This window comes from Saccharothrix hoggarensis, from assembly GCF_052936025.1.
In genome coordinates this window covers 7,023,163-7,043,808 of the sequence record NZ_CP193624.1, presented here as the reverse complement: position 1 = coordinate 7,043,808, position 20,646 = coordinate 7,023,163, and the positions used below count along the sequence as shown (strand labels likewise).

The window sequence follows — 20,646 nt, the reverse complement described above, 5'->3', positions numbered from 1 at the left end:
CAAATTCACACCCGTTTGGCCCGGTTCCGGTTGACCGTGTGGACGATGAACATCGTCAGCAGGAGCAGCCCGACGCCCGCGCCGGTCCCGGCCAGCGCCACGATCATCGGCGTGCTGCTCGGCGGGTTCAGCGGGTCGAGGCTCGTCATCAGCTGCTCGGGCGTCGCGGGCTTCGCGCCCGGCCGCTCGGACGGCAGCTCGGCGGTCAGCGCGGCCACCGGGTTGATCATCCCGTAGCCGATCTTGTTGTCCCGCCCGGTGGGGTTGCCGGGGTGCTGCGCGGTGGCCTTGATGCGGTCCATCACCTGCCGCGCGGTCAGCTTCGGGAACCGCTCGCGCACCAGCGCCGCCACGCCCGCCACGTACGGCGCCGCGAAGCTGGTGCCCTGGATCGGGCTGAGCTGCCTGTTCTCGTTGGCGTTCGCGTCGGTGAGGCCCTGGCCGTTCGGGTCGAGCGTGACGATGTCCTCACCCGGCGCGGCCACGCTCACCCACGGGCCCCACACCGAGAACGTCGACACCGCGCCCACCGAGTTCATCGACGCCACGGACAGCACGTCCTCGGAGTACCAGGGCGGCGACGCGACCACGTTGACGTCGTTCGGGTTCTGGTTGTCGTTCTGGAGCGCGCAGCCGCTCTCCGCGTCGATGTTGCCCGCCGCGGTCACGACGACGACGTTCTGGCTCACGGCCCAGTGCACGGCGGCCTGGAGCTCGCGCTCGCCGGTGCTCGGCTCGGTCGGCGGGGCGCACGCGGTCAACGAGATGTTGATGACCTGCGCGCCGTCCTTCACGGCCGCCACGATCGCCTTCGCGAGCGTGTCGACCTTGCCCGCGGACGCCCGGTTGTCGACCTTCTTGGGGTCCTCGAACTTGTAGTAGTCGCTGGTCTGCCGGTAGGCGATGATCTGCGCCTCGGGCGCCGCGCCGACGAAACCGGTCTCGTCGTCGCGGCTGGCCGCCGCCACGCCCGCGACCTCGGTGCCGTGGCCGTCGCAGTCGACGACACCGCGCTCGCCGGTCTCCACGTAGTCGCCGCCGGGGATGACCCGGCCGGCGAGCCGCGGGTGTTTCTCGTTGACGCCGGTGTCGATGATGGCGAGCTTCACGCCCTTGCCGGTGGCGAAGCGGTGCGCCTCTTCCAGGCGCAGCTGCATCTGGCCCCACGGCTTGTTGGGGATGCGCCGGTCGCCCGTGCCGGAGGTGATGCAGTTCTTGTGCTTCTTGTAGTCCACGTCCTCCTGGGGAGGCTCCGGGTTGCGGAGGTACTTCGCCAGGTCGACGGGCGGCGGCTGGGAGTTCGGCCGGCCCGCCGGGGGCGTGGTCGTGGTCGGCTGCGCGTGCGCGCCGGGCGCGGTCACGAGGGTGACCGCGACCGCGGTCAGCGCGGCGATCTTGCGGATGCGCATCACGGCCTCACGCGGGGATGAGCTGGCGCATGGCCACGTAGAGGTCCATCACGGCGAGCGCCAGCGGCAGGACCGCGGCGATCAGGATGGCCTCCAGCACGTCGACCGTGCGCCGCAGCACCGGCGAGAACTTCTGGTTGGGGAAGATCACGCCGAGCACCAGCGCGCCCGCGCCGACCACCACGAGGGTGCCGAACACGTACAGCAGCCGGTCGCCGGGCGAGGAGTCCACCAGCCACCCGAGCAGCACGCCGGCGCCCGCGACCATGCCGCTGGCCAGCAGCGCCACGGCCTGCGCGCCGTTGGCGTAGGCCCGGCCGCGCAGCAGCAGCACCAGCGTCACCACGATCGCCAGCAGCGGGCCCCAGATGGAGCCGTCGCCCGCGGCGATGACGGCGAACAGCGCGGCGATGCCGCCGCAGCCGACGATCATGCCGGTCAGGTACTCGTGCGCGTTGGCCGTGCGCCGCTCGATGACGGAGTACTCCGGGAAGCCGGTGTCCTCCTTCAGGTCCTCGGCGCTGCCCGGCACGGTCGGCAGCGGCAGCTTGGCCAGCTGGATCGTCAACCGGGGCAGCATCGACAGGGCGGCGAGCGAGACGGCCGCGGTGGCCGCCGCGATGCCCTGGACCGGGTGGTCGACGAAGATGCCGACGAGGAACGCGAGGCCGCTCAGCGCGCCCGCCGTGGCGGCGGCGATGAACACCGTGATGCCGCGGCCGATCAGCATGATGGCGGCCGAGGCGAAGATCAGCACCAGCACGCTGGCCAGCAGCAGGCTCGGCCGGCCCAGCGGACCGGGCACGATGTAGAGGCCGGCGACGTACGCCATCGGCAGGCCGCCCGCCGCCGCGATCAGCACGCCCGTGTCGGTCGCCCCGTACGCGCGCGCCACGACCGCGCCCGCGGCGAGCGCCGCGATGGCGATGACGCCCGCGCAGATCGCGGGCCACAGGTTGTCGCCGCCCGCGAACGGACCGGACATCAGCACCGCGATGGCCGCCGTGACGAGCGCCAGCGCGCCCGCCAGGTGGCCGTACTTGCGGGCCGTGTCCTTGGTCCACGGGCGGAAGCTGTCCGGGTCGGACTCGGCGATCGCGTCGACCACGTCGTCGTACAGCGGGGGCGGGGGGTTCTCGTTGCGCTTGCGCAGCTGGAGCAGCTCGCCGTCGACCACGCCGAGCGAGGCGAGGGTGCGGCTGGGGTCGAGCGGGCTGTCGCCCAGCTTGGCCAACGCCCACCCGCCGTGCCGCACGCCACCGTCCGGAGTGGCCTCCTTGGCCATGTCCAGCAGCATGGGCAGCAGGTCGGCCACCGCGACGTCTGCGGGCAGCGCGACGTCGATACGCGTTCGCGGCGCAACCACCGTCACCCGGCTGAACACCGTCGTACCGGTCGCCACCAGCGCCCCCTAAGTCCTGATGAGTGTCTGCTTGTGGTTCCGACCCGACCCTATTGGTCCGGTCGGACGTGCCACGGGCCGCCCCGGAGCACCGGGTGCAGTATGGCCGCCGCGGGCGTCGAACCAGGGCCGTTCCGCGCAACACGTTGGACGCGGATTTGCCGGACCCCCCTTCGTGGGCCGATCCGATGCGCCATAGTGTCGGTTGCCGCGGGTGGCGCCAGTCGCCGGCGGCCCGCCACCGTCACCCGGTCCGCCGGGTCGGGCGGATCGCAACGGGATCGACGCTGAAGAGGTGCCTGTCAGGTGAGCACGCTGCAGTTCAAGCGCACGGCACGCCTCGCCGCTCCCCGCCCGCCAGGCGGTGAGGTCCACCTGGAACCGCCGCCCGAGGTGCCCCGGGTCATCCCCGGCAACATCATGATGAAGGCGATGCCCGTCGTCATGATCGTGTCGTCCGTCGGCATGATGGTGCTGATGTTCAGCTACAGCGGGCGCAGCCCCGCTGCGATGATCATGCCCGGCATGATGCTGGTCTCGACCATCGGCATGATGGCCGGTGGCATGGGCGGCGGCAAGGGCCAGAAGAAGGCCGAGATGAACGAGGACCGCAAGGACTACCTGCGGTACCTCGGCCAGATGCGGGACCGCGCCCGCGAGGCCGCCAACGAGCAGCGCGCCGAGCGCGAGTGGGTCCACCCGGACCCCCAGATGCTGTGGTCCCTGGCCACCACCCGGCGCATGTGGGAGCGCCGGCAGAACGACCCCGACTTCTGCCACCTGCGCGCGGGCCGCGGCTCGCAGCGGTTGGCCACCCGGCTCGTGCCGCCGCAGACGGGCCCGGTCGAGGAGCTGGAGCCCATCGCGACGCTGGCGCTGCGCCGGTTCGTGCGCGCCCACTCGCTCGTGCCCGACCTGCCGATCTCCATCGCGCTGCGCGGCTTCGCCGCCGTCGGCCTCCTCGGCGAGATCAACGAGAAGCGCGGCCTGGCCCGCGCCCTGCTCGCGCAGATGGCCACCTTCCACTCGCCGGACGACCTGCTGATCGCCGTCGTCACCACCGGCCGCACCAAGGCCGAGTGGGAGTGGATGAAGTGGCTGCCGCACGTGCAGCACCCGTCGATCATCGACGGCATCGGGCAGATGCGGATGATGGCCGGCTCGCTGGCCGAGGTCGAGCAGATGCTGGACGAGCAGCTGCGCGACCGGCAGCGGTTCACCCGCAACGCGCCGCCGCCCGCCGACCAGCCGCACATCGTGATCCTGATCGACGACGGCGACGTCACCCGGGAAGAGCAGATCATCCTGGAGGAGGGCCTGGTCGGCGTCACCCTCCTCGACCTGTCCGAGTCGCTGGGCAACCTGACCGCGCGCCGCGGCCTGCGCCTGGTGATCGAGGACGGCAAGCTGGGCGCGCGCAGCGCGAGCGGCGTCGAGTGGTTCGGCTCGCCGGACTGGCTGAGCGTGGTCGAGGCCGAGGCGCTGGCCCGGCGGCTGTCGCCGTACCGGATCGGCGGCGTGGAGGCGGGCGGCAGCGACGAGGACCCGCTGTCGATGAGCAACAACCCGCCGCTGCTGGAGTTCCTGGGCATCCCCGGCGACCCGATGACGTTCGACGTGCAGGCCGCCTGGCGGCCCCGCCCCGTGCGCGACCGCTACCGCGTGCCGTTCGGCATCGGCGAGTTCGGTCAGCAGGTCGAGCTGGACATCAAGGAAGCCGCGATGGAGGGCATGGGCCCGCACGGCCTGTGCATCGGCGCGACCGGTTCCGGCAAGTCCGAGTTCCTGCGCACGCTCGTGCTGGGCATGCTGGCCACGCACTCGTCGACGTCGCTCAACATGATCCTGGTCGACTTCAAGGGTGGCGCGACGTTCCTCGGGCTGGACAAGGCGCCGCACGTCGCCGCGACGATCACCAACCTGGCGGGCGACCTCACCCTGGTCGACCGCATGAAGGACGCCATCGCCGGCGAGGTCTCCCGGCGGCAGGAGGTCCTCGCCAAGGGCAACTACAAGAACGTCTGGGACTACGAGAAGGCGCGCGAGAACGGCGCCGACCTCGACCCGCTGCCGGCGTTGTTCATCTGCATCGACGAGTTCTCCGAGATGCTGACGGCGAAGCCGGACTTCATCGACATCTTCCTCCAGATCGGCCGCGTCGGCCGGTCGCTCCAGATGCACATGCTGCTGGCCTCCCAGCGGCTGGAGGAAGGCAAGCTGCGCGGCCTCGACACGTTCCTGTCGTACCGGATCGGCTTGAAGACGTTCTCCGCCGCCGAGTCGCGCGCCGCGATCGGCGTGCCGGACGCGTACGAGCTGCCGCCCATCCCCGGTTCCGGGTACCTGGGCGTGCAGGGTTCGCCGCTGACCCGGTTCAAGGCGCTGTACGTGTCCGGCCCGTACCGGCCCGCCGGTCTCCAGGTCGCGGGCCCGTCCGCGCCGGTGACCAGCGACAAGCGGCCCCGGTACTTCGTGCCGGACTACATCGAGATCCCCAAGGAGCCGGTCCGGCCGCTGGAGCCGGTCAAGCAGGAGAAGAAGGAAGAGGACAGCAACGAGCCGTCCGAGCTGGAGGTCATCGTCGAGCGGCTGGTGGGCCAGGGCCCGCCGGCGCACGAGGTGTGGCTGCCGCCGCTCAATGAGCCGCCGTCGCTGGACACCCTGCTGCCGCCGCTGCAGGCCACCGAGGACCGCGGTCTGACCGCGCCCGGTTTCTTCTCCAACGGCAAGCTCCAGGTGCCGCTCGGCGTGGTCGACAAGCCGTTCGAGCAGCGGCGGGACCTGCTGTGGGCCGACTTCTCCGGCGCGGCGGGCCACGGCGCGATCGTCGGCGGTCCGCAGTCGGGCAAGTCGATGATGCTGCGCAGCCTGATCACCGCGATGGCGTTGACGCACACCCCCGAGGAAGTGCAGTTCTACTGCCTCGACCTCGGTGGCGGCACGCTCGCGTCGCTGGAGAACCTGCCGCACGTCGGTGGTTTCGCCAGCCGGTTGGACGTGGACAAGGCGCGCCGGATGGTGGCCGAGCTGTCGGGCCTGATCTCGGAGCGCGAGCAGCGGTTCCGCGCGCAGGGCATCGACTCGATGGTCGAGTTCCGCAACCGCAGGCGGCGCGGCGAGATCCGCGACGACAACTTCGGTGACGCGTTCCTGCTGGTCGACGGCTGGATGAACTTCCGGCAGGAGTTCGAGGCGCTGGAGCCGATGGTCCAGGCGCTGGCCGCGCAGGGTCTGTCGTACGGCGTGCACGTGGTCGTGGCGGCGAACCGGTGGGCGGAGATCCGGCCCGCGATGAAGGACCTCCTCGGCACGCGATTCGAGCTGCGCCTCGGTGACCCGAGCGAGTCCGAGGTGGACCGGAAGGTCGCGGTCAACGTGCCGCCCGGCCGGCCCGGTCGCGGTCTGTCGCCGCAGAAGCTGCACTTCCTCACCGCGCTGCCGCGCATCGACGCGTCGTCGGACGCGGAGAACGTGGCGGCCGGCGTGCAGGACATGATCGCCAAGGTGAACGCGGTCTGGCGCGGCAAGCGCGCGCCGCAGGTCCGCCTGCTGCCCGACCTGCTGCCGCACGCCGAGTTCATGGCCCAGGTCCAGCAGCAGCGGCCGAACCGCGGCCACCTGGTGCCGATCGGCGTCAACGAGGACGAGCTGGCCCCGGTGTACCTGGACTTCGACGCGGACCCGCACTTCATGTGCCTGGCCGACGGCGAGTCCGGCAAGACCAACCTGCTGCGCACGATCGTGCGCGGCATCATGAACAGCTACACCTCCACCGAGGCGCTGATCATGCTGGTCGACTACCGGCGCACCATGCTCGGCTACATCGAGACGGACCACCTGCTGTCGTACGCGGTGTCGTCGGCGCAGCTCACGGACATGATCAAGGACGTCCGGGGCTCGATGAACGGCCGCCTGCCCGGTCCGGACGTCACGCAGGAGCAGCTGAAGAACCGGTCCTGGTGGAAGGGCCCCGAGCTGTTCGTCGTCGTGGACGACTACGACCTGGTCGCGCCGCAGGGCGCGGCGAACCCGCTGCAACCGCTGGCGGAGTTCATCCCGCAGGCCAAGGACGTCGGCCTGCACATCGTCGCGGTGCGCCGCATGGGTGGCGCGTCGCGGGCGATGTACGACCCGATCCTGGGCAAGCTGAAGGAGATCTCGGCGCCGATCCTGGTGGGTTCCGGCTCGAAGGAGGAAGGCGCGATCGTGGGCAACCTCAAGGCGTCGCCGCAGCCTCCCGGCCGGGGCACGCTGGTCACCCGCAAGCTGGGCCAGCAGCGCATCCAGGTGGCGTGGATCGACCCGGACTGACCCGGTCCGACCGCTCGGCACGACGAGGGGGCCCCGCTTCGGCGGGGCCTTCCGCGTTGACGGGCCTTCGCGTTGGGGCGACCTTCCGCGTTGGCGGGGCCTTCCGCGTTGGCGGGGCCTTCGCGTTGGCGGGGAAGGTCCGCGGCCGGCTTGGCGGGGGAGCGCCCGGCCGGCCGCGGACCGTGCCGTCACCTCCGGGCACGCCCGCTCGGGGCGGCCGTCCCACCTGCGTCGACGGCGGTACCCCCCGCTGTCGACTGCCGTCGCGCCGTGGGGTCGGTGGGTCGGTGACCGGGTGGAACTGTGCCCCAGGGCGCTCACACTTGACTCACATGTGCCTCTCCGCTGTCGGACGACTGCCCTATGCTCTGGCCGGCCCAATGCCCAACGGGTCGCGGGAGCGGTCCCAGGAGGAGGGGGAGGCGCGTGGAGACGGAGTTCAAGGTGCTCGGCCCCCTCGAAGTGCGGCACCGCGGGGAGCCGGTCGCGGTCCCCGCCGGCGGCGCCCGGGTGCTCCTCTCGGCGCTGCTGCTCCACCACAACCGGGTCGTGCCCGCGGACGACCTCGTCGACCTGCTGTGGGAGAACGGGCCGCCCAACCTCGCCCGCGCCCGGTCGTCCCTGCACATGGCCGTGCTGCGGCTGCGCCGGTCGCTCGGTCCGGCGGACGTCGTCGGCACGGCGAGCGGCGGGTACGTCGCCGAGATCGACCCGGACGCGCTCGACCTGCACCGCTTCCGCGAGCTGATCGCCGCCGGGCGGTTCGGCGAGGCGCTGGACCTGTGGCGCGGCGAGCCGCTGTCCGACGTGCGCTCCGACACGCTGCACCGCGACCACGTCGCGCCGCTCGCGGAGGAGCGGCTGGCGGCGCTGGAACGGCGCGTGGACGCCGACCTCGCCGCGGGCCGTGCCGCCGACCTCGTCGCCGAGCTGCGCGCGCTCACCGGCCGGCACCCGTTGCGGGAGCGGTTCTGGGCGCAGCTCGTGCACGCGCTGCACGGGTCCGACCGGCGGGCGGAGGCGCTGGCCGCCTACGCGGAGGTGCGCGAGCTGCTGGCCGAGGAGCTGGGCGCGGACCCGGGGCCGAGCCTGCGGGAGGCGCACCGCGTGGTGATCGCGGACGGTGAGCCGGACGTCGTCGTGCCGCACCAGATCCCGGCCCACCCGGCGCACTTCGTCGGCCGGGACGACGAGCTGGACCGGCTCACGGCGCTGCTGGACCGGTCGGCGGGCGCCGCGGTCATCTCCGCCGTCCGCGGCACGGGCGGCATCGGCAAGACGGCGCTGGCGCTGCGCTGGGCCGAGCGGGTCGCCGACCGGTTCCCGGACGGCAGGCTGTACGTGAACCTGCGCGGGTTCGACCCGGCGAACGCGCCTCTGGACGTCGGCGAGGCGTTGCGGGGGTTCCTGGAGGCGCTGGGGGTGAAGGCGGAGCGCGTGCCGACCCGCCCGGCGGACCAGGCCGCGCTCTACCGGTCCAAGCTGGCCGGCCGGAAGGTGCTGGTGGTGCTCGACAACGCGCGGGACGCCGACCAGGTGCTGCCGCTGCTGCCGGGCGGGACGAGCTGCTTCGTGCTGGTCACCAGCCGCAACCAGCTCGGCGAGCTGGTGCGGGTCGGCGCCGTGCCGCTCACGCTGGACGTCATGCCGGACGTCGAGGCGCGCCGGCTGGTGGAGCGCGTGGTGGGCGTGTCGCGGACGGGTCAGGAGCCGGCGGCGGTGCGGCGGCTGGTCGAGCTGTGCGGCGGCCTGCCGCTGGCGCTGGCCACGGTGTCGGCGCGGGCCGCCCTGAACCCCGGCTTCCGGCTCGCGTCGCTGGCCGACGAGCTGGCCGACGAGTGGGGCCGGATGGCGGGCCTCGACGCGGGCGACGAGCAGGGCGTGCGGGCGGTGCTGTCGTGGTCGTACCGGGCGCTCTCGGCGCGGGCGGCCCGGATGTTCCGGCTGCTCGACGTGCACCCCGGTCCGGTGATCTCGGTGCCGTCGGCGGCGAGCCTGGCCGCCGTGCCGACCGCGGAGGCCGCGGCGGCGCTGGCCGAGCTGGCCCGGTTGCACCTGCTCACCGAGGTCGCGCCCGGCCGGTTCGCGTTCCACGACCTGCTGCGCGCCTACGCGGCGACCGAGGCCGACGCCGACCCGCCCGAGGAGCGGGACGCGGCACGGGCCCGCGTGCTCGGCTTCTACCTGCACTCCGCGTTCAACGCGGTCAAGCGCATCCACCCCCAGCGGGACACGAGCCCGGTGCGGCTGGAGCCGCTGCCGCCGGGCGCCGTCGCCCACGAGCCCGCGGACGACCCGGCGGCGTGGCGCTGGATCGACCTGGAGTACCCGGTGCTCCTGTCGACCTCCACCCGTGCGGCGGAGACGGGGCACGGCCTGCTGTCGTGGCACCTGTGCTGGACGCTCGGCACGGTGTTCGACCGCCGGGGCCAGTGGCACGACTGGCTCGCGATGCTCGGCGAGGCGGAGCGGTACGCGGTCCGGGAGGGCGACGGCCGGGCGCTGGCGACGATCAAGCACCACTCCAGCGTCGCCCTGCAGATGACCGGCGACCCGGAGGCGGCGCGGGCGGCCTTGGAGCAGGGCCTCGTGCTGTTCGAGGGCCTGGGCGACCGGCGGGGACTCGGCGACGCGCACCGCGGCATGGCGTTCCTGTGCGAGAACGCGGGCGATCCGCGGGCCGCCCTGGAGCACGGGCAGCGCGCGCTGGAGCACTACAAGGCGGTGGGCTTCCCGTTCGGGGTCGCGGGCACGATGAGCGCGATCAGCCTCTACCACTCGCACCTGGGCGACTACCCGAAGGCGCTGGAGATGGGACACCGCGCGCTCGAACAGCAGCGCGCGCTCGGGCACACCTACGGCGAGGCGAACGTGCTGGACAACATCGGTTGGGCGCACCACCGGGCGGGCGACCACGGCGAGGCGGTCGGCTACTTCCGCGAGTCGGCCGACCTGTTCCGCAAGAGCGGGTCCGTGGTGCTGGAGGCGCAGGTGCTCGTGCACCTGGCGGAGGCGGAGGAGGCGTTGGGCGACGTCGGCGAGGCCCGCCGCGCGCTGGCCCGCGTCATGGGGCTCGCCGGCAGCCTCCAGGAGTCGTTCGTGGCGGACGTCGAGGCGCGGCTGTCCCGGCTCGACGACACGGCGCCGGGCGGGCGTCCCGGTTCCCGGGCCGTGGCGGCCACGTGATCAGGTTCAACGTCCTCGGGCCGCTGGAGGTGTGGCACGGCGGGCGGCGCGTCCCGGTGCCGGCCGGGCGGGCCCGCCTCCTGCTCGCGGTCCTGTTGCTGCGGGCGAACCAGCCGGTGTCGGCCGACGAGCTGGTCGACCGGCTGTGGGACGGCGAGGCGCCCAACCCGGACCGCGCCAAGGCCACGTTGCAGATGGTCGTGCGGCGCCTGCGCCAGGCGTTGGGCGAGGCGAACGTGGTGCGCACGACCACCGGCGGCTACCTGGCCGACCTGCCGCCGGGCGCGCTGGACCTGCGCGAGTTCCGCGACCTGGTCGCCGAGGGCCGGTTCGCCGAGGCGCTGGAGCTGTGGCGGGGCACGCCGCTGTCCGACGTGGCGTCGGACTCCCTGCACCGCGACGAGGTCGAGCCGCTGCTGGAGGAGCGCCTCGGCGTGCTGGAGCGCCGCTTCGACGCCGAGCCGGCCGCCGGTCTCGGCCCCGACCTCGTGGCCGAGCTGCGGTCGCTGACCAAGCAGCACCCGCTGCGGGAGCGGTTCTGGGCGCAGCTGTTGACCGCGTTGCGCGCCTCCGGCCGGCGCGCCGAGGCGTTGACCGCGTACCTGGAGATGCGGGCGGTCCTCACCGCCGAGCTGGGCGTCGAACCGGGGCCGGAGCTGCGGGCGCTGCACGCGGAGCTGCTGGCCGAGGACGACGGCGGCGCGCCGGCCGTCCGCCTGCGCGACCACCTGCCCCGCGACCTGCCCGACTTCACCGGGCGCGCCGAGGAGCTGGCGACGGTCGCCCGGGTCGCCGAGCGCGGGCTGGTGTGCGCGGTGGACGGCATGGCCGGCGTGGGGAAGACCGCCTTCGCGGTGCACGCCGCGCACCTGCTCGCCGACCGGTACCCCGACGGCCGGTTCTACATCGACCTGCACGGCTACACCGAGGGGCGGCAGCCGCGGGAGACGCGCGACGCGCTCGCCGTGCTGCTGTACTCGCTGGGCGTGCCGCGCGAGCGCGTCCCGGTCGGGCTCGACGAGCGGGTGGCGCTGTGGCGCTCGGAGATGGCCGGGCTGCGGGCGGTCGTCGTGCTGGACAACGCGTTCGACGCGGTGCAGGTCCGCGCGCTGCTGCCGTCCGCGCCGGGCTGCCTGGTGATCGTGACGAGCAGGCGCAGGCTCGTCGGTCTGGACGGCAGCCACGCGTTGTCGCTGCCGGTGCTGCCCGGCCCGGTCGCCGCCGACCTGTTCCGGCAGGTGGCGGGCCGGTCCACGTTGGACGCCGCCACGCTGGCCCGGCTGGTGGAGCTGTGCGGGCACCTGCCGCTGGCGATCCGGCTCGCGGCGGCCCGGCTGAACCACCGCGCGGCGTGGACGGCGGAGTACCTCATCGACCGCATGCGCGACGAGCGGCGGCGGCTGCGCGAGTTCGCCGCCGACGACCGCGACGTCGCCTCGGCGTTCGCCGTGTCCTACCGGACGCTGGACGACGTGCAGCGGCGCGTGTTCCGGGCGCTGGGCCGCCACGTCGGCGAGGACGTCGACCGGTACTCCGGCGCGGCGCTGTCAGGGCTGCCCGCGGACGTGGTGGACGACGTGCTGGGCGCGCTGGTCGAGGTGAACCTGGTGGAGGAACCCCGCCAGGGCCGGTTCCGGCTGCACGACCTGGTCCGCCACTACGCGCAGGAGACCGCCGAGCCGGACGACGCCGCGGTGGTCCGGCTGCTCGACTACTACCTGGCCGTGGTGAAGGCGGGCGACGAGGCGCTGTACCCCAACCGGGCGCGGCTGCCGGTGCGCGAGCCGGACGCGTCGCTGGAGCTGCCGGGGTTCACCACGGCGGGGCCGGCCGTGGAGTGGTTCGAGGCGGAGCGCGAGAACATCGCCGCCGCCGTGGGCCACGCCGCCCGCCACGGGCTGGACGAGCACGCGTGGCAGCTGCCCTACCTGCTCTGGGGCTTCTACTACCACGGCGGCCACGTCTCGGACTGGATCTCCACCCACGAGACCGCCCTCGCCGCCACCGAGAGGCTGGGCGACGACCGGGCCCGCGCGCGCGTCCTCAGCGGGTTGGCCGGCGGGTACTGGGCGTCCGGGCGGAACGAGGAGGCGCTGAGCCAGTTCCGCGAGGCGTACGACCTGATGGAGGCAGACGGCGACCACGTCACCGCCGCCGTCCTGCTGGGCAACATCTGCGCCTGCCTCGACCACATGGGGCGGCACGAGGAGGCGCTGGAGCACGGGGAGCGCGGCGCCCGCATCCAGATGGAGAAGGGTCAGCTGGCCAACGTCACGCTCACCCTGTGCAACGTGGCGTCGTCGTTGATGAAGCTGGGCCGGCACGAGGAGTCGATCGAGCGCTACCGGGAGGCGATCGCGGTGAGCGTGCAGGTCCGGGACGAGCACGCCGAGGCCGCCGCGTTCATGGAGATGGCCCAGCCCCTGAGCGCGCTCGGCCGGGAGGACGAGGCGCTGGCGGCCGCCATGAAGGCGCTGGCCGTGCTGGAGCGGCTGGCGGACGCGACCGGCACGGCCGAGGCGGCGACCATCGTGGCGGAGATCCACCGCAAGGAAGGGCGGCTGGACGAGGCGCTGGACTACTTCCGGCGCACGCTCGGCACCCTGGACCAGGCGACCATCCCGTGGTCGCACGCCGCCGCGCTGGCCGGCATGGCGGACGTGTTCGACCGGCGGGGCGACCGGGCGACGGCCGTGGAGCACTGGAAGCGGGCGATCGACCTGTACGAACGGCTCGACAGCGACCGGGCGGAGGAGCTTCGGGCCAGGGTCGGGCAGGACGGCTGACCTGCGCGTCCGGGCGTCCCGGCCCCGTCGTGCCGACTCGCGCCGAGCCCGGTGGTTCGTAGACTGGCACCGCAGGGGAGGGGTATGGCGACCGGGTCAACACCGCCGGCGCTCCCGGGGGGACTCCGGGCGCGGCGGCCGTCGGCACGTCCCCCGCGCCGGGTCGGCGACCCGCCCGTGACGCGGTTCAACGTCCTCGGACCGCTGGAGGCGTGGCACGACGGCGTGCGGCTCACGATCCCGGCCGGACGGGCGCGGGTGCTCCTCGCGACGTTGTTGCTGCGCGCCAACCAGCCGGTGCCCGTGGACACGCTGGCCGACCGGCTGTGGGAGGACGGCGCGCCGGGCCCGGACCGGGTCCGGCCCACGCTGCAGATGGTGGTCCGGCGGCTGCGCCAGGCGCTCGGCGACGCGAACGTGGTCCGCACGACCACCAACGGGTACGTCGCCGAGGTCGACCCGGACGCGCTGGACCTGCACCGGTTCCGGGCCCTCGCGGCGGACGGGCGGCACGCCGAGGCGCTCGCGCTGTGGCGCGGCGACCCCCTGTCGGACGTGCGGTCGGACGTGCTGCACGCGGAGGAGGTCGAGCCGCTGCTGGAGGAGCGGCTGGTCGTGCTGGAACGCCGGATCGAGGCCGACCTGGCGGCCGGCCGGTTCGGCGACCTGCTGCCCGAGCTGCGCTCGCTGACCCGGGCCCACCCGTTGCGGGAACGGTTCTGGGGCCAGCTGGTGCTCGCCCTGCACGGCAGCGACCAGCAGGCGGAGGCGCTGGCCGCGTTCCGCGCGGTGCGCGACCTGCTGGCCGACGAGCTGGGCGTCGACCCGAGCGAGTACCTGCGCGCGGTGCACCGGACCGTGCTGTCCGGCGACCCCGAGCCGGCGCCCGCGCTGACGCCGTGGACGGCGCTCTGCCAGCTGCCGCCGGACACGTCCGACTTCATCGGGCGCGACGACCTGTACTCGGAGGCGGCGGCGCTGCTCGTCGGCGACCCGTCCGGCACGGCGGTGCCGGTGGTCGCGATCACCGGCGCGCCCGGCACGGGCAAGAGCACCCTGACGATCCGGATCGCGCACGCCCTGCGGCGCAGGTTCCCCGACGGCCAGCTGTTCGTCCGGCTCGACGGCGCGGGCGGCGACCCGCGCGACCCGGCCGAGGTGCTGGCGGAGCTGCTGACGGCGGTCGGCCTCAACCCGTCGGCCATCCCGGACCGGCTGGAGGCGCGCGCCGCCGCGTTCCGGTCCCGCGTCGCGGACCGCGCGGTGCTGCTCGTGCTGGACGACGCGGCGGGGTTCGACCAGGTCAAGGACCTGTTGCCGGGCACGGCGAGCGGCGCCGTGCTGATCAGCAGCCGGCACCAGCTCGCGGGCTTGCCGGGCATCCGGAGCCTGCGGGTGCCGCCGCTGGCCGCCGCCTCGGGCGTCGCCCTGCTGACGCGGATGATCGGCCCGCAGCGCGTCGCGGAGGAACCGCGCGCCGCGGTCGCGATCGTGGAGGCGTGCGGCGGGTTGCCCCTGGCGCTGCGGATCGTGGGCGCGCGCCTGGCCGCACGCCGGTCGCTGCCGCTGGCCACGCTGGCCGCCCGGCTCGCCGACGAGCGCCGCAGGCTCGACGAGCTGGCCGCGGGAGACCTGGAGGTCCGGGCCAGCCTGGCGCTGAGCTACGAGGCGCTGCCGCCGGACGCGGCGCTGGCGTTCCGCAGGCTGGGCCTGCTCGGCGCGTCCGACGTGGCGTCCTGGGTGGTTCGGGCGCTGACCGGGCTGGACGACGTGGAGCCGGTGGTGGAGCGGCTGGTCGAGGCCAACCTCCTGGAGGAGGTGGGCCGTGACGCCACCGGCGAGCCGCGGTACCGGCTGCACGACATCCTGGCCGTGTACGCCGCCGAGCTGGCCGCCGCCGACGAGGGCGGCACGGCGGCCCTGCGCGACTACCTCGCCGCGCTGACGGCGCTGGCGGACGCCGCGTGCCGGCGGCTGACCGTCACCGTCGACGAGGTCCCGCTGGACCGGGTCGAGCCGTCGGACGCGCTCACGCCGCGGGAGGTCGCGCGGCTGACCGCGGACGGCGTCAAGTGGCTGCTGATCGAGCAGGTCCAGCTGGAGCGCGCGATCGAGACGGCGAGCCGCCGCGGCTGGGGCGTGGTGGCCACGGACCTCTTCCTGCGCACCATGAGGTACCTCGACGTCTACATCCCGCACGACCGGGTGGTGGAGCTGGCGGGCCTGGCCCGCGACGCCGTGCGCGCCGACGGCGAAGCCGCCCTGGCGTGGCGGATGGAGTACCACCGCGCGCTGCAGCTGCTGAAGAGGTCGATCGAGGACGACGTGCTGCGCGTGCTGGAGGAGTGCGTCGACGGCTACCACCGGCACGGCGACCCGGTCGGCGAGGCGCTCGCCCTCGCCACGCTCGCGCACTACCGCCACATGCAGGGCCGGGAGCCGGCGCTCGACCTGGGCCGCCGGGCCGTCGCGGTGGCCCGCCGCAGCGGCTCCCGGACGGCGTACTGCTCGGCCGTGCGGGAACTCGCCCTGCTGCTCGGCGAGTCCGGGCACTACGAGGAGTCGTTGGCCTACTTCGACGAGGCGCTGGCGATCTGCCGCGACCTCGGGCTCACGCTGCCCGAGGTGCAGGTGCACTACGGCGTCGCCCGGTGCGCGCTGGACAACGACGACCTGGACCGCGCGGTGGCGGCGGCGGCGCGGGCGATGGAGCTGCTCGACCTGATCGACGACCCCCGCGGCGCCGGCTACGTCACGAGCCTCGCCGGCCGGGTCGCGGTGGCCGCCGGCGACCACGCCGAGGGCGTGCGGCTCGCGGCGGGGGCGTACCGGCAGTTCGTCGAGATCGGCGAGGCCATCGGCGCGGCGAACGCGGTCGCGTCGATGGCCGAGGGGTACCTGGCGCTGGACCGGCCCGAGGACGCGGTGCGCGTGCTGGAACCGGCCCTGCGGGAGTACCGCGACGTCGGCGCCGCGCGGGCGGTCGAGCGCATGGAGGCCGCCTTCGACCGCGCCGCGGAGGCGATCGCGCGACCAGCCGACGGACCGTCGGCCTCGTGGGGTATGCATATGCAGGCCCGCCCCGGCCGACGAGGGGATGACGGATGAGCTTGCACGTGGCGGTGGACTTCGGCACGTCCAGCACCTGCGTCGCGATGTCCCTGCACGGCCGGGAACCGCAGGTCGTCGTGGTCGACGGTCAGCCGATCGTGCCCTCGGCGGTGTTCGCGGCGGCCGACGGCACGCTGTTCGTCGGCCAGGAGGCGGAGCGCCAGGCGGCCGTCGACCCGTCCCGCTACGAGCCGCACCCCAAGCGCCGCATCGACGAGGGCGAGCTGCTGCTCGGCACCAGCGTGCTGCCCGTGGTCGACGTCGTGCGGGCCGTGCTCACGCGCGCCGTGGACGAGGCGCGGCGCGTCGCCGGCGGCGCGCGGGTCGACCTGCTCGTCCTCACCCACCCCGCCGACTGGGGCGCGATCCGCACCCGCGTGCTGCTGCAGGCCGCGCGGGGCCTGGGCCAGGAGATCCGGCTGGTGCCCGAGCCGGTGGCCGCGGCCGTGTTCCACTCGGCGACCCACGCCATCCCGGACGGCGCCGCGCTCGCCGTGCTCGACCTGGGCGGCGGCACCGTCGACGCCAGCGTGGTCACCCGCCAGGGCAGCGCGTTCCGGGTGCCCGCGACCAAGGGCGACCCCGCGTTCGGCGGCGCGGACATCGACCAGGCGTTGCTGGAGCACATCGGCTCGCTGGTCGCGCCGGGCGACCCGGACGCGTGGCGGCAGCTCGTCGAGGGCCGCGAGATGGCCGACCGACGCAAGCGCCGGGTGCTGCGCCAGGACGTGCGCGGCGCGAAGGAGACGCTGTCCCGGCACGCCTACACCGACGTGCCGATGCCGCCGCCGTTCCCCGACGCCCACGTCACCCGGACCGACCTGGAACGCCTGATCGCCGCCCCGCTCACCCGGGCCGCCGCGCTGGTCGTGGCGGTGGTGCGCGACGCCGGGCTGGACCCGCGCGGGCTGGCCGGCGTGTTCCTGGTCGGCGGGTCGAGCCGCATCCCGCTGGTCGCCCGGCTGGTGCTGGAGCAGTCCGGCGTGGTGCCGACGAGCATCGACCAGCCGGAGACCGTGGTCGCGCGGGGCGCGCTGCGGGCGGTGAGCGCGGACCCGCTGCGCACCGGCGCGCTGCCGGCCGGCCAGGGCGACGTCACGCAGAAGCTCACCGGCGACCAGACCCGGAAGATCACCCGGCGGATCACGCCGCCGTCCGGGTTCCCGCAGCCGGGCTTCTTCCCCCAGCCGCCCCCTCCGCCTCCTCCGCCCCCGCGCAAGAGCAGGCTGCCGGTGCTCGTCATCGCCGTCGTCGCGGTGTGCGTGGTCGTCGGCGCGTCGGTGGCGTTCCTGCTCGCGCAGGGCGGCGGCGCGACCGGCGGGACGACGCCCACCGCCGCGACGACCACCCCGTCGGCCACCGCCGAGGGCCGCACCATCGCCCAGTACGACTACAGCTTCACCGCGCCGGTCGGCTGGCAGCAGACCGGAGGCGACGTCGAGACCCGCAAGGTGCTGATCAAGCCGGAGGCGCCGGAGTCGGAGCTGGACGTCATCGCGGTGGAGGAGCGCAAGCTCGACTACGACGCCACGCGGGACCGGGGACGGGCCGAGACCGAGTTGCGCGAGCAGTACGACCAGCGGTCGAACGTGTCCGACTTCGACCCTTCCGCGCGCTTCGCGGACAAGGATGTCGTTTACTACCGGGAAGTGGCGGGCCCGGCCATCATCGACTGGTACGTCCTGTTCCAGGACGACGTCCAGGTCAGCGTCGGGTGCCAGTACCCGGAGGACGGGCCCGACCGGGTCCGCGCCGCGTGCGGGCACGTCGTCCGCACGCTGACCGTGACCAGCTGACTGTGGGGAATGTGATGACCGGCATCCCGGAGGCCTTCGCCCGGTTCCGCTCCGACCTCGACGCCGCGGTGACCCGGGGCCGGCGCGCGGCGGCCGCCGCCGGCGCGAAGACCGCGGCCCAGCGCGACCGCAACCGCGAGCTGGCCGAGCAGGCCCGCGCCCGGCAGGTGAAGCCGGACCGCAACGCGCCGACGTCCGAGGACGTGCGGCGGGTCGCCACCGGTTTCCGACAGCACCGCGGCCTCCCCGTCGAGGACCTGCCGCCCGCCGCCGAACTGCTCGCGCCGGAGAAATCGCGCGAGCAAACGGACGCGAATGCAAATGAAGCCCCGCCTCGACCCGTGCTCGGTTCCCGCGCGGTGGCCGGCCCGAGTGGCCAACTGCCCCCCGAACGTGGCGATGACGAGGACTTTTCGCACGCGCGAATCCTCTACTGACCGCGGTTCCGCACCCGGTGCGTTTACAACCGCAACGACTTCCCGAGAAGTCGCGACAGTGCGGAACCGCCCGTGGCATGGTCTGCGTCGTAAGAGGCGTACGAACCAAGTACGGACGCCTGAACGCTACGACCAAGGGGGTCGCACCCAATGTCTGGTTACGCAACCGGAATTCCGGAGCTCCAGAACGCCGCCAAGGACATCATGTCCACGAACGAGGCCGTCCAGGGCACCCTGAACAACCTCCGCAACACCATCGACTCGGTGAGCGGCGCGTGGAAGGGCTCGGCGGCGGACGCGTTCAACAAGCTCATGGAGCGCTTCAACGACGACGCGGCCAAGCTGCAGGAGGCCCTCGTCTCGATCGCCGAGCAGATCACCGGCACCACGCAGACCTACGTGCAGCAGGAAGAGGAGCAGGCGCAGGAGATGTCGCAGATCGCCGGTCGTCTCGGCGGCTGATCCAGCGATTTCCTTTTCGCTCGCCCCCTGTTTCACCGCATTTGACCCAATTGTCTCGGACTTGAGTTTCAAGGGGAATCCATGAACGACATGATCAAGGTGAACTTCGCGGCCCTCGCCACGGCCGCGGGTGACATCGCCTCCCAGGCCAACCAGGTGCAGCAGGCCCTCGACGACCTGAAGAGCCGCATCGACCCGGTCATCGCCCAGTGGGAAGGTGCCTCGTCCGGCGCCTACGCCGAGGCGCAGGCCAAGTGGAACACCTCGGCCGCCGACCTCCAGCAGGTGCTGGCCTCCGTCGGCGCCGCGGTCGCGTCGGCCAACGACGCCTACAACGCCGCCGAGCAGAAGAACAGCGCGCGTTGGTGAACCGCGTCACTCTCGTGTGACCCCTCCGCGGGCCCCGGAATCCTCGAGGATTCGGGGCCCGCGCACGCGTTTCCAGCCGGCCCAGGCCGGTCGTGGACCGGTGGACGACGGGTCGAGGGACGGCTCCCACCACGGTTTCACCGGGTTCGGGAGGGGCCGTTTTGACCCGCCCCGACCCCAACCGGTATCTTCCTACGTTGTTGTGCGGTAACTGGTGCGCACTGTGCGTACCTCGTGTTCTGGTCCTCTGCCCACCTGGGGTCTCTGGCCTGAGCAGCCGCCGCAATGACCCCAGACGCAAGTGACGACGAGGTAGACCCGTGCGCACGTACAGCCCGAAGCCCGGCGAGGTGACCCGAACCTGGCACGTGATCGACGCCCAGGACGTGGTGCTCGGTCGGCTCGCCACCCAGGCCGCGACGCTGCTGCGCGGCAAGCACAAGCCGACTTACGCCCCACACGTTGACACCGGTGACTTCGTCATCGTCATCAACGCGGACAAGGTGGCGTTGACCGGCAAGAAGCGTGATCAGGAGTTCGTGTACCGGCACTCCGGTTTTCCGGGCGGCCTGAGCCAGCGCTCGTTCGGCGAGGTGCTCGACACCCGCGCCGACCGGCTGGTCGAGAAGGCGATCAAGGGCATGCTGCCCAAGAACCGCCTCGGCCGCGCGATCGCGGGCAAGCTCAAGGTCTACACGGGCCCGAACCACCCGCACGCTGCGCAGCAGCCGCAGCCGTTCGAGATCAAGAAGGTCGCCCAGTGACCGAGCAGCAGACCGAGGACAGCGACGTGACCACCCCTGAGGCCGAGCTCGACACCGTCGAGACCGACGTCGTCGAGACCGAAGCCGCCGTGGCCGAGGCCCCCGAGGCCGAGGCGGAGACCCCGGAGGCGGAAGCCACCGAGGCCACCGAGGCCGAGGTCGTCGAAGAGGCGCCCGCGCCCGTCGTGCGGCACACCCTGAACGCGGGTGCGCACCACCTCGCGCAGACCGTCGGCCGCCGCAAGCAGGCGATCGTCCGCGTGCGGCTCCTCCCCGGCACCGGCAAGTTCACCCTGAACGGGAAGTCCCTCGAGGACTACTTCCCGAACAAGGTGCACCAGCAGCTCATCCGCGAGCCCCTGGTGACGACGGAGAAGCCGGAGACGTTCGACGTCATCGCGAACCTGCGTGGCGGCGGCACCACCGGCCAGGCCGGCGCGCTGCGCCTCGCGATCGCGCGTGCGCTGATCGCCGTCGACTCCGAGGACCGCCCGGTCCTGAAGAAGGCCGGCTTCCTCACCCGTGACCCGCGGGTCAAGGAGCGGAAGAAGTACGGTCTGAAGAAGGCCCGCAAGGCGCCTCAGTACAGCAAGCGCTGACCTTCACCCGGTAC

12 protein-coding genes are annotated in these 20,646 nt (G+C 73.4%); 10 read left to right on the top strand and 2 right to left on the bottom strand.

The genetic code is table 11. The features are described from left to right. Window positions 1-5: 5 nt before the first annotated feature. Window positions 6-1,409: a type VII secretion-associated serine protease mycosin gene (mycP, locus tag ACRAKH_RS31890; RefSeq protein ID WP_380727050.1), complete on the bottom strand. Its 1,404-nt coding sequence runs from the start codon at window positions 1,407-1,409 to the stop codon at window positions 6-8. A gap of 7 nt (window positions 1,410-1,416) precedes the next feature. Further along, window positions 1,417-2,811 (bottom strand): type VII secretion integral membrane protein EccD, encoded by a 1,395-nt coding sequence (eccD, locus tag ACRAKH_RS31885; protein ID WP_380727048.1) that lies wholly within the window; start codon window positions 2,809-2,811, stop codon window positions 1,417-1,419. Between the two features lie 306 nt (window positions 2,812-3,117). On the opposite strand from eccD, the gene eccCa reads away from it, so the two are divergent. From eccCa to rpsI, 10 genes are all read left to right on the top strand, one after another. Further along, a complete protein-coding gene (eccCa, locus tag ACRAKH_RS31880; protein WP_380727046.1) occupies window positions 3,118-7,122 on the top strand; it encodes a type VII secretion protein EccCa in 4,005 nt (1,334 codons plus the stop codon). A gap of 426 nt (window positions 7,123-7,548) precedes the next feature. Continuing rightward, window positions 7,549-10,308 carry a BTAD domain-containing putative transcriptional regulator gene (locus ACRAKH_RS31875; protein WP_447009490.1) on the top strand — a complete coding sequence of 920 codons (2,760 nt, stop codon included), beginning with the start codon at window positions 7,549-7,551 and terminating at the stop codon, window positions 10,306-10,308. Next, window positions 10,305-13,094 (top strand): AfsR/SARP family transcriptional regulator, encoded by a 2,790-nt coding sequence (locus tag ACRAKH_RS31870; RefSeq protein ID WP_380727042.1) that lies wholly within the window; start codon window positions 10,305-10,307, stop codon window positions 13,092-13,094. The genes ACRAKH_RS31875 and ACRAKH_RS31870 overlap by 4 nt, the downstream gene beginning before the upstream one ends. A gap of 177 nt (window positions 13,095-13,271) precedes the next feature. Next, window positions 13,272-16,202, top strand: coding sequence for a BTAD domain-containing putative transcriptional regulator (locus tag ACRAKH_RS31865; protein ID WP_447009489.1), 2,931 nt, complete (start codon window positions 13,272-13,274; stop codon window positions 16,200-16,202). After that, window positions 16,199-18,001: a type VII secretion-associated protein gene (locus ACRAKH_RS31860; protein ID WP_380730299.1), complete on the top strand. Its 1,803-nt coding sequence runs from the start codon at window positions 16,199-16,201 to the stop codon at window positions 17,999-18,001. Before ACRAKH_RS31865 ends, ACRAKH_RS31860 begins: the two co-directional genes overlap by 4 nt. A 14-nt stretch (window positions 18,002-18,015) precedes the next feature. Continuing rightward, window positions 18,016-18,438, top strand: coding sequence for a hypothetical protein (locus ACRAKH_RS31855; RefSeq protein ID WP_447009488.1), 423 nt, complete (start codon window positions 18,016-18,018; stop codon window positions 18,436-18,438). A gap of 150 nt (window positions 18,439-18,588) precedes the next feature. Then, window positions 18,589-18,900 carry a WXG100 family type VII secretion target gene (locus tag ACRAKH_RS31850; protein ID WP_380729655.1) on the top strand — a complete coding sequence of 104 codons (312 nt, stop codon included), beginning with the start codon at window positions 18,589-18,591 and terminating at the stop codon, window positions 18,898-18,900. Between the two features lie 81 nt (window positions 18,901-18,981). Then, entirely contained in the window at window positions 18,982-19,269 is a 288-nt protein-coding gene (locus ACRAKH_RS31845) for a WXG100 family type VII secretion target (RefSeq protein ID WP_380729653.1), read from the top strand. 320 nt (window positions 19,270-19,589) lie between these two features. Then, on the top strand, window positions 19,590-20,033 hold the full coding sequence (gene rplM, locus ACRAKH_RS31840; protein WP_033436749.1) for a 50S ribosomal protein L13: 444 nt from the start codon (window positions 19,590-19,592) through the stop codon (window positions 20,031-20,033). Further along, window positions 20,030-20,632: a 30S ribosomal protein S9 gene (rpsI, locus tag ACRAKH_RS31835; protein ID WP_380729651.1), complete on the top strand. Its 603-nt coding sequence runs from the start codon at window positions 20,030-20,032 to the stop codon at window positions 20,630-20,632. The genes rplM and rpsI overlap by 4 nt, the downstream gene beginning before the upstream one ends. The last annotated feature ends 14 nt before the right edge of the window (window positions 20,633-20,646 follow it).

Bases quoted from the DNA above. Each gene is read 5' to 3' on its own strand.
- ACRAKH_RS31860 (WP_380730299.1), top strand. From the start codon at position 16,199: ATGAGCTTGCACGTGGCGGTGGACTTCGGCACGTCCAGCACCTGCGTC.
- mycP (WP_380727050.1), bottom strand. From the start codon at position 1,409: ATGCGCATCCGCAAGATCGCCGCGCTGACCGCGGTCGCGGTCACCCTC.
- ACRAKH_RS31855 (WP_447009488.1), top strand. From the start codon at position 18,016: ATGACCGGCATCCCGGAGGCCTTCGCCCGGTTCCGCTCCGACCTCGAC.
- ACRAKH_RS31850 (WP_380729655.1), top strand. From the start codon at position 18,589: ATGTCTGGTTACGCAACCGGAATTCCGGAGCTCCAGAACGCCGCCAAG.
- ACRAKH_RS31845 (WP_380729653.1), top strand. From the start codon at position 18,982: ATGAACGACATGATCAAGGTGAACTTCGCGGCCCTCGCCACGGCCGCG.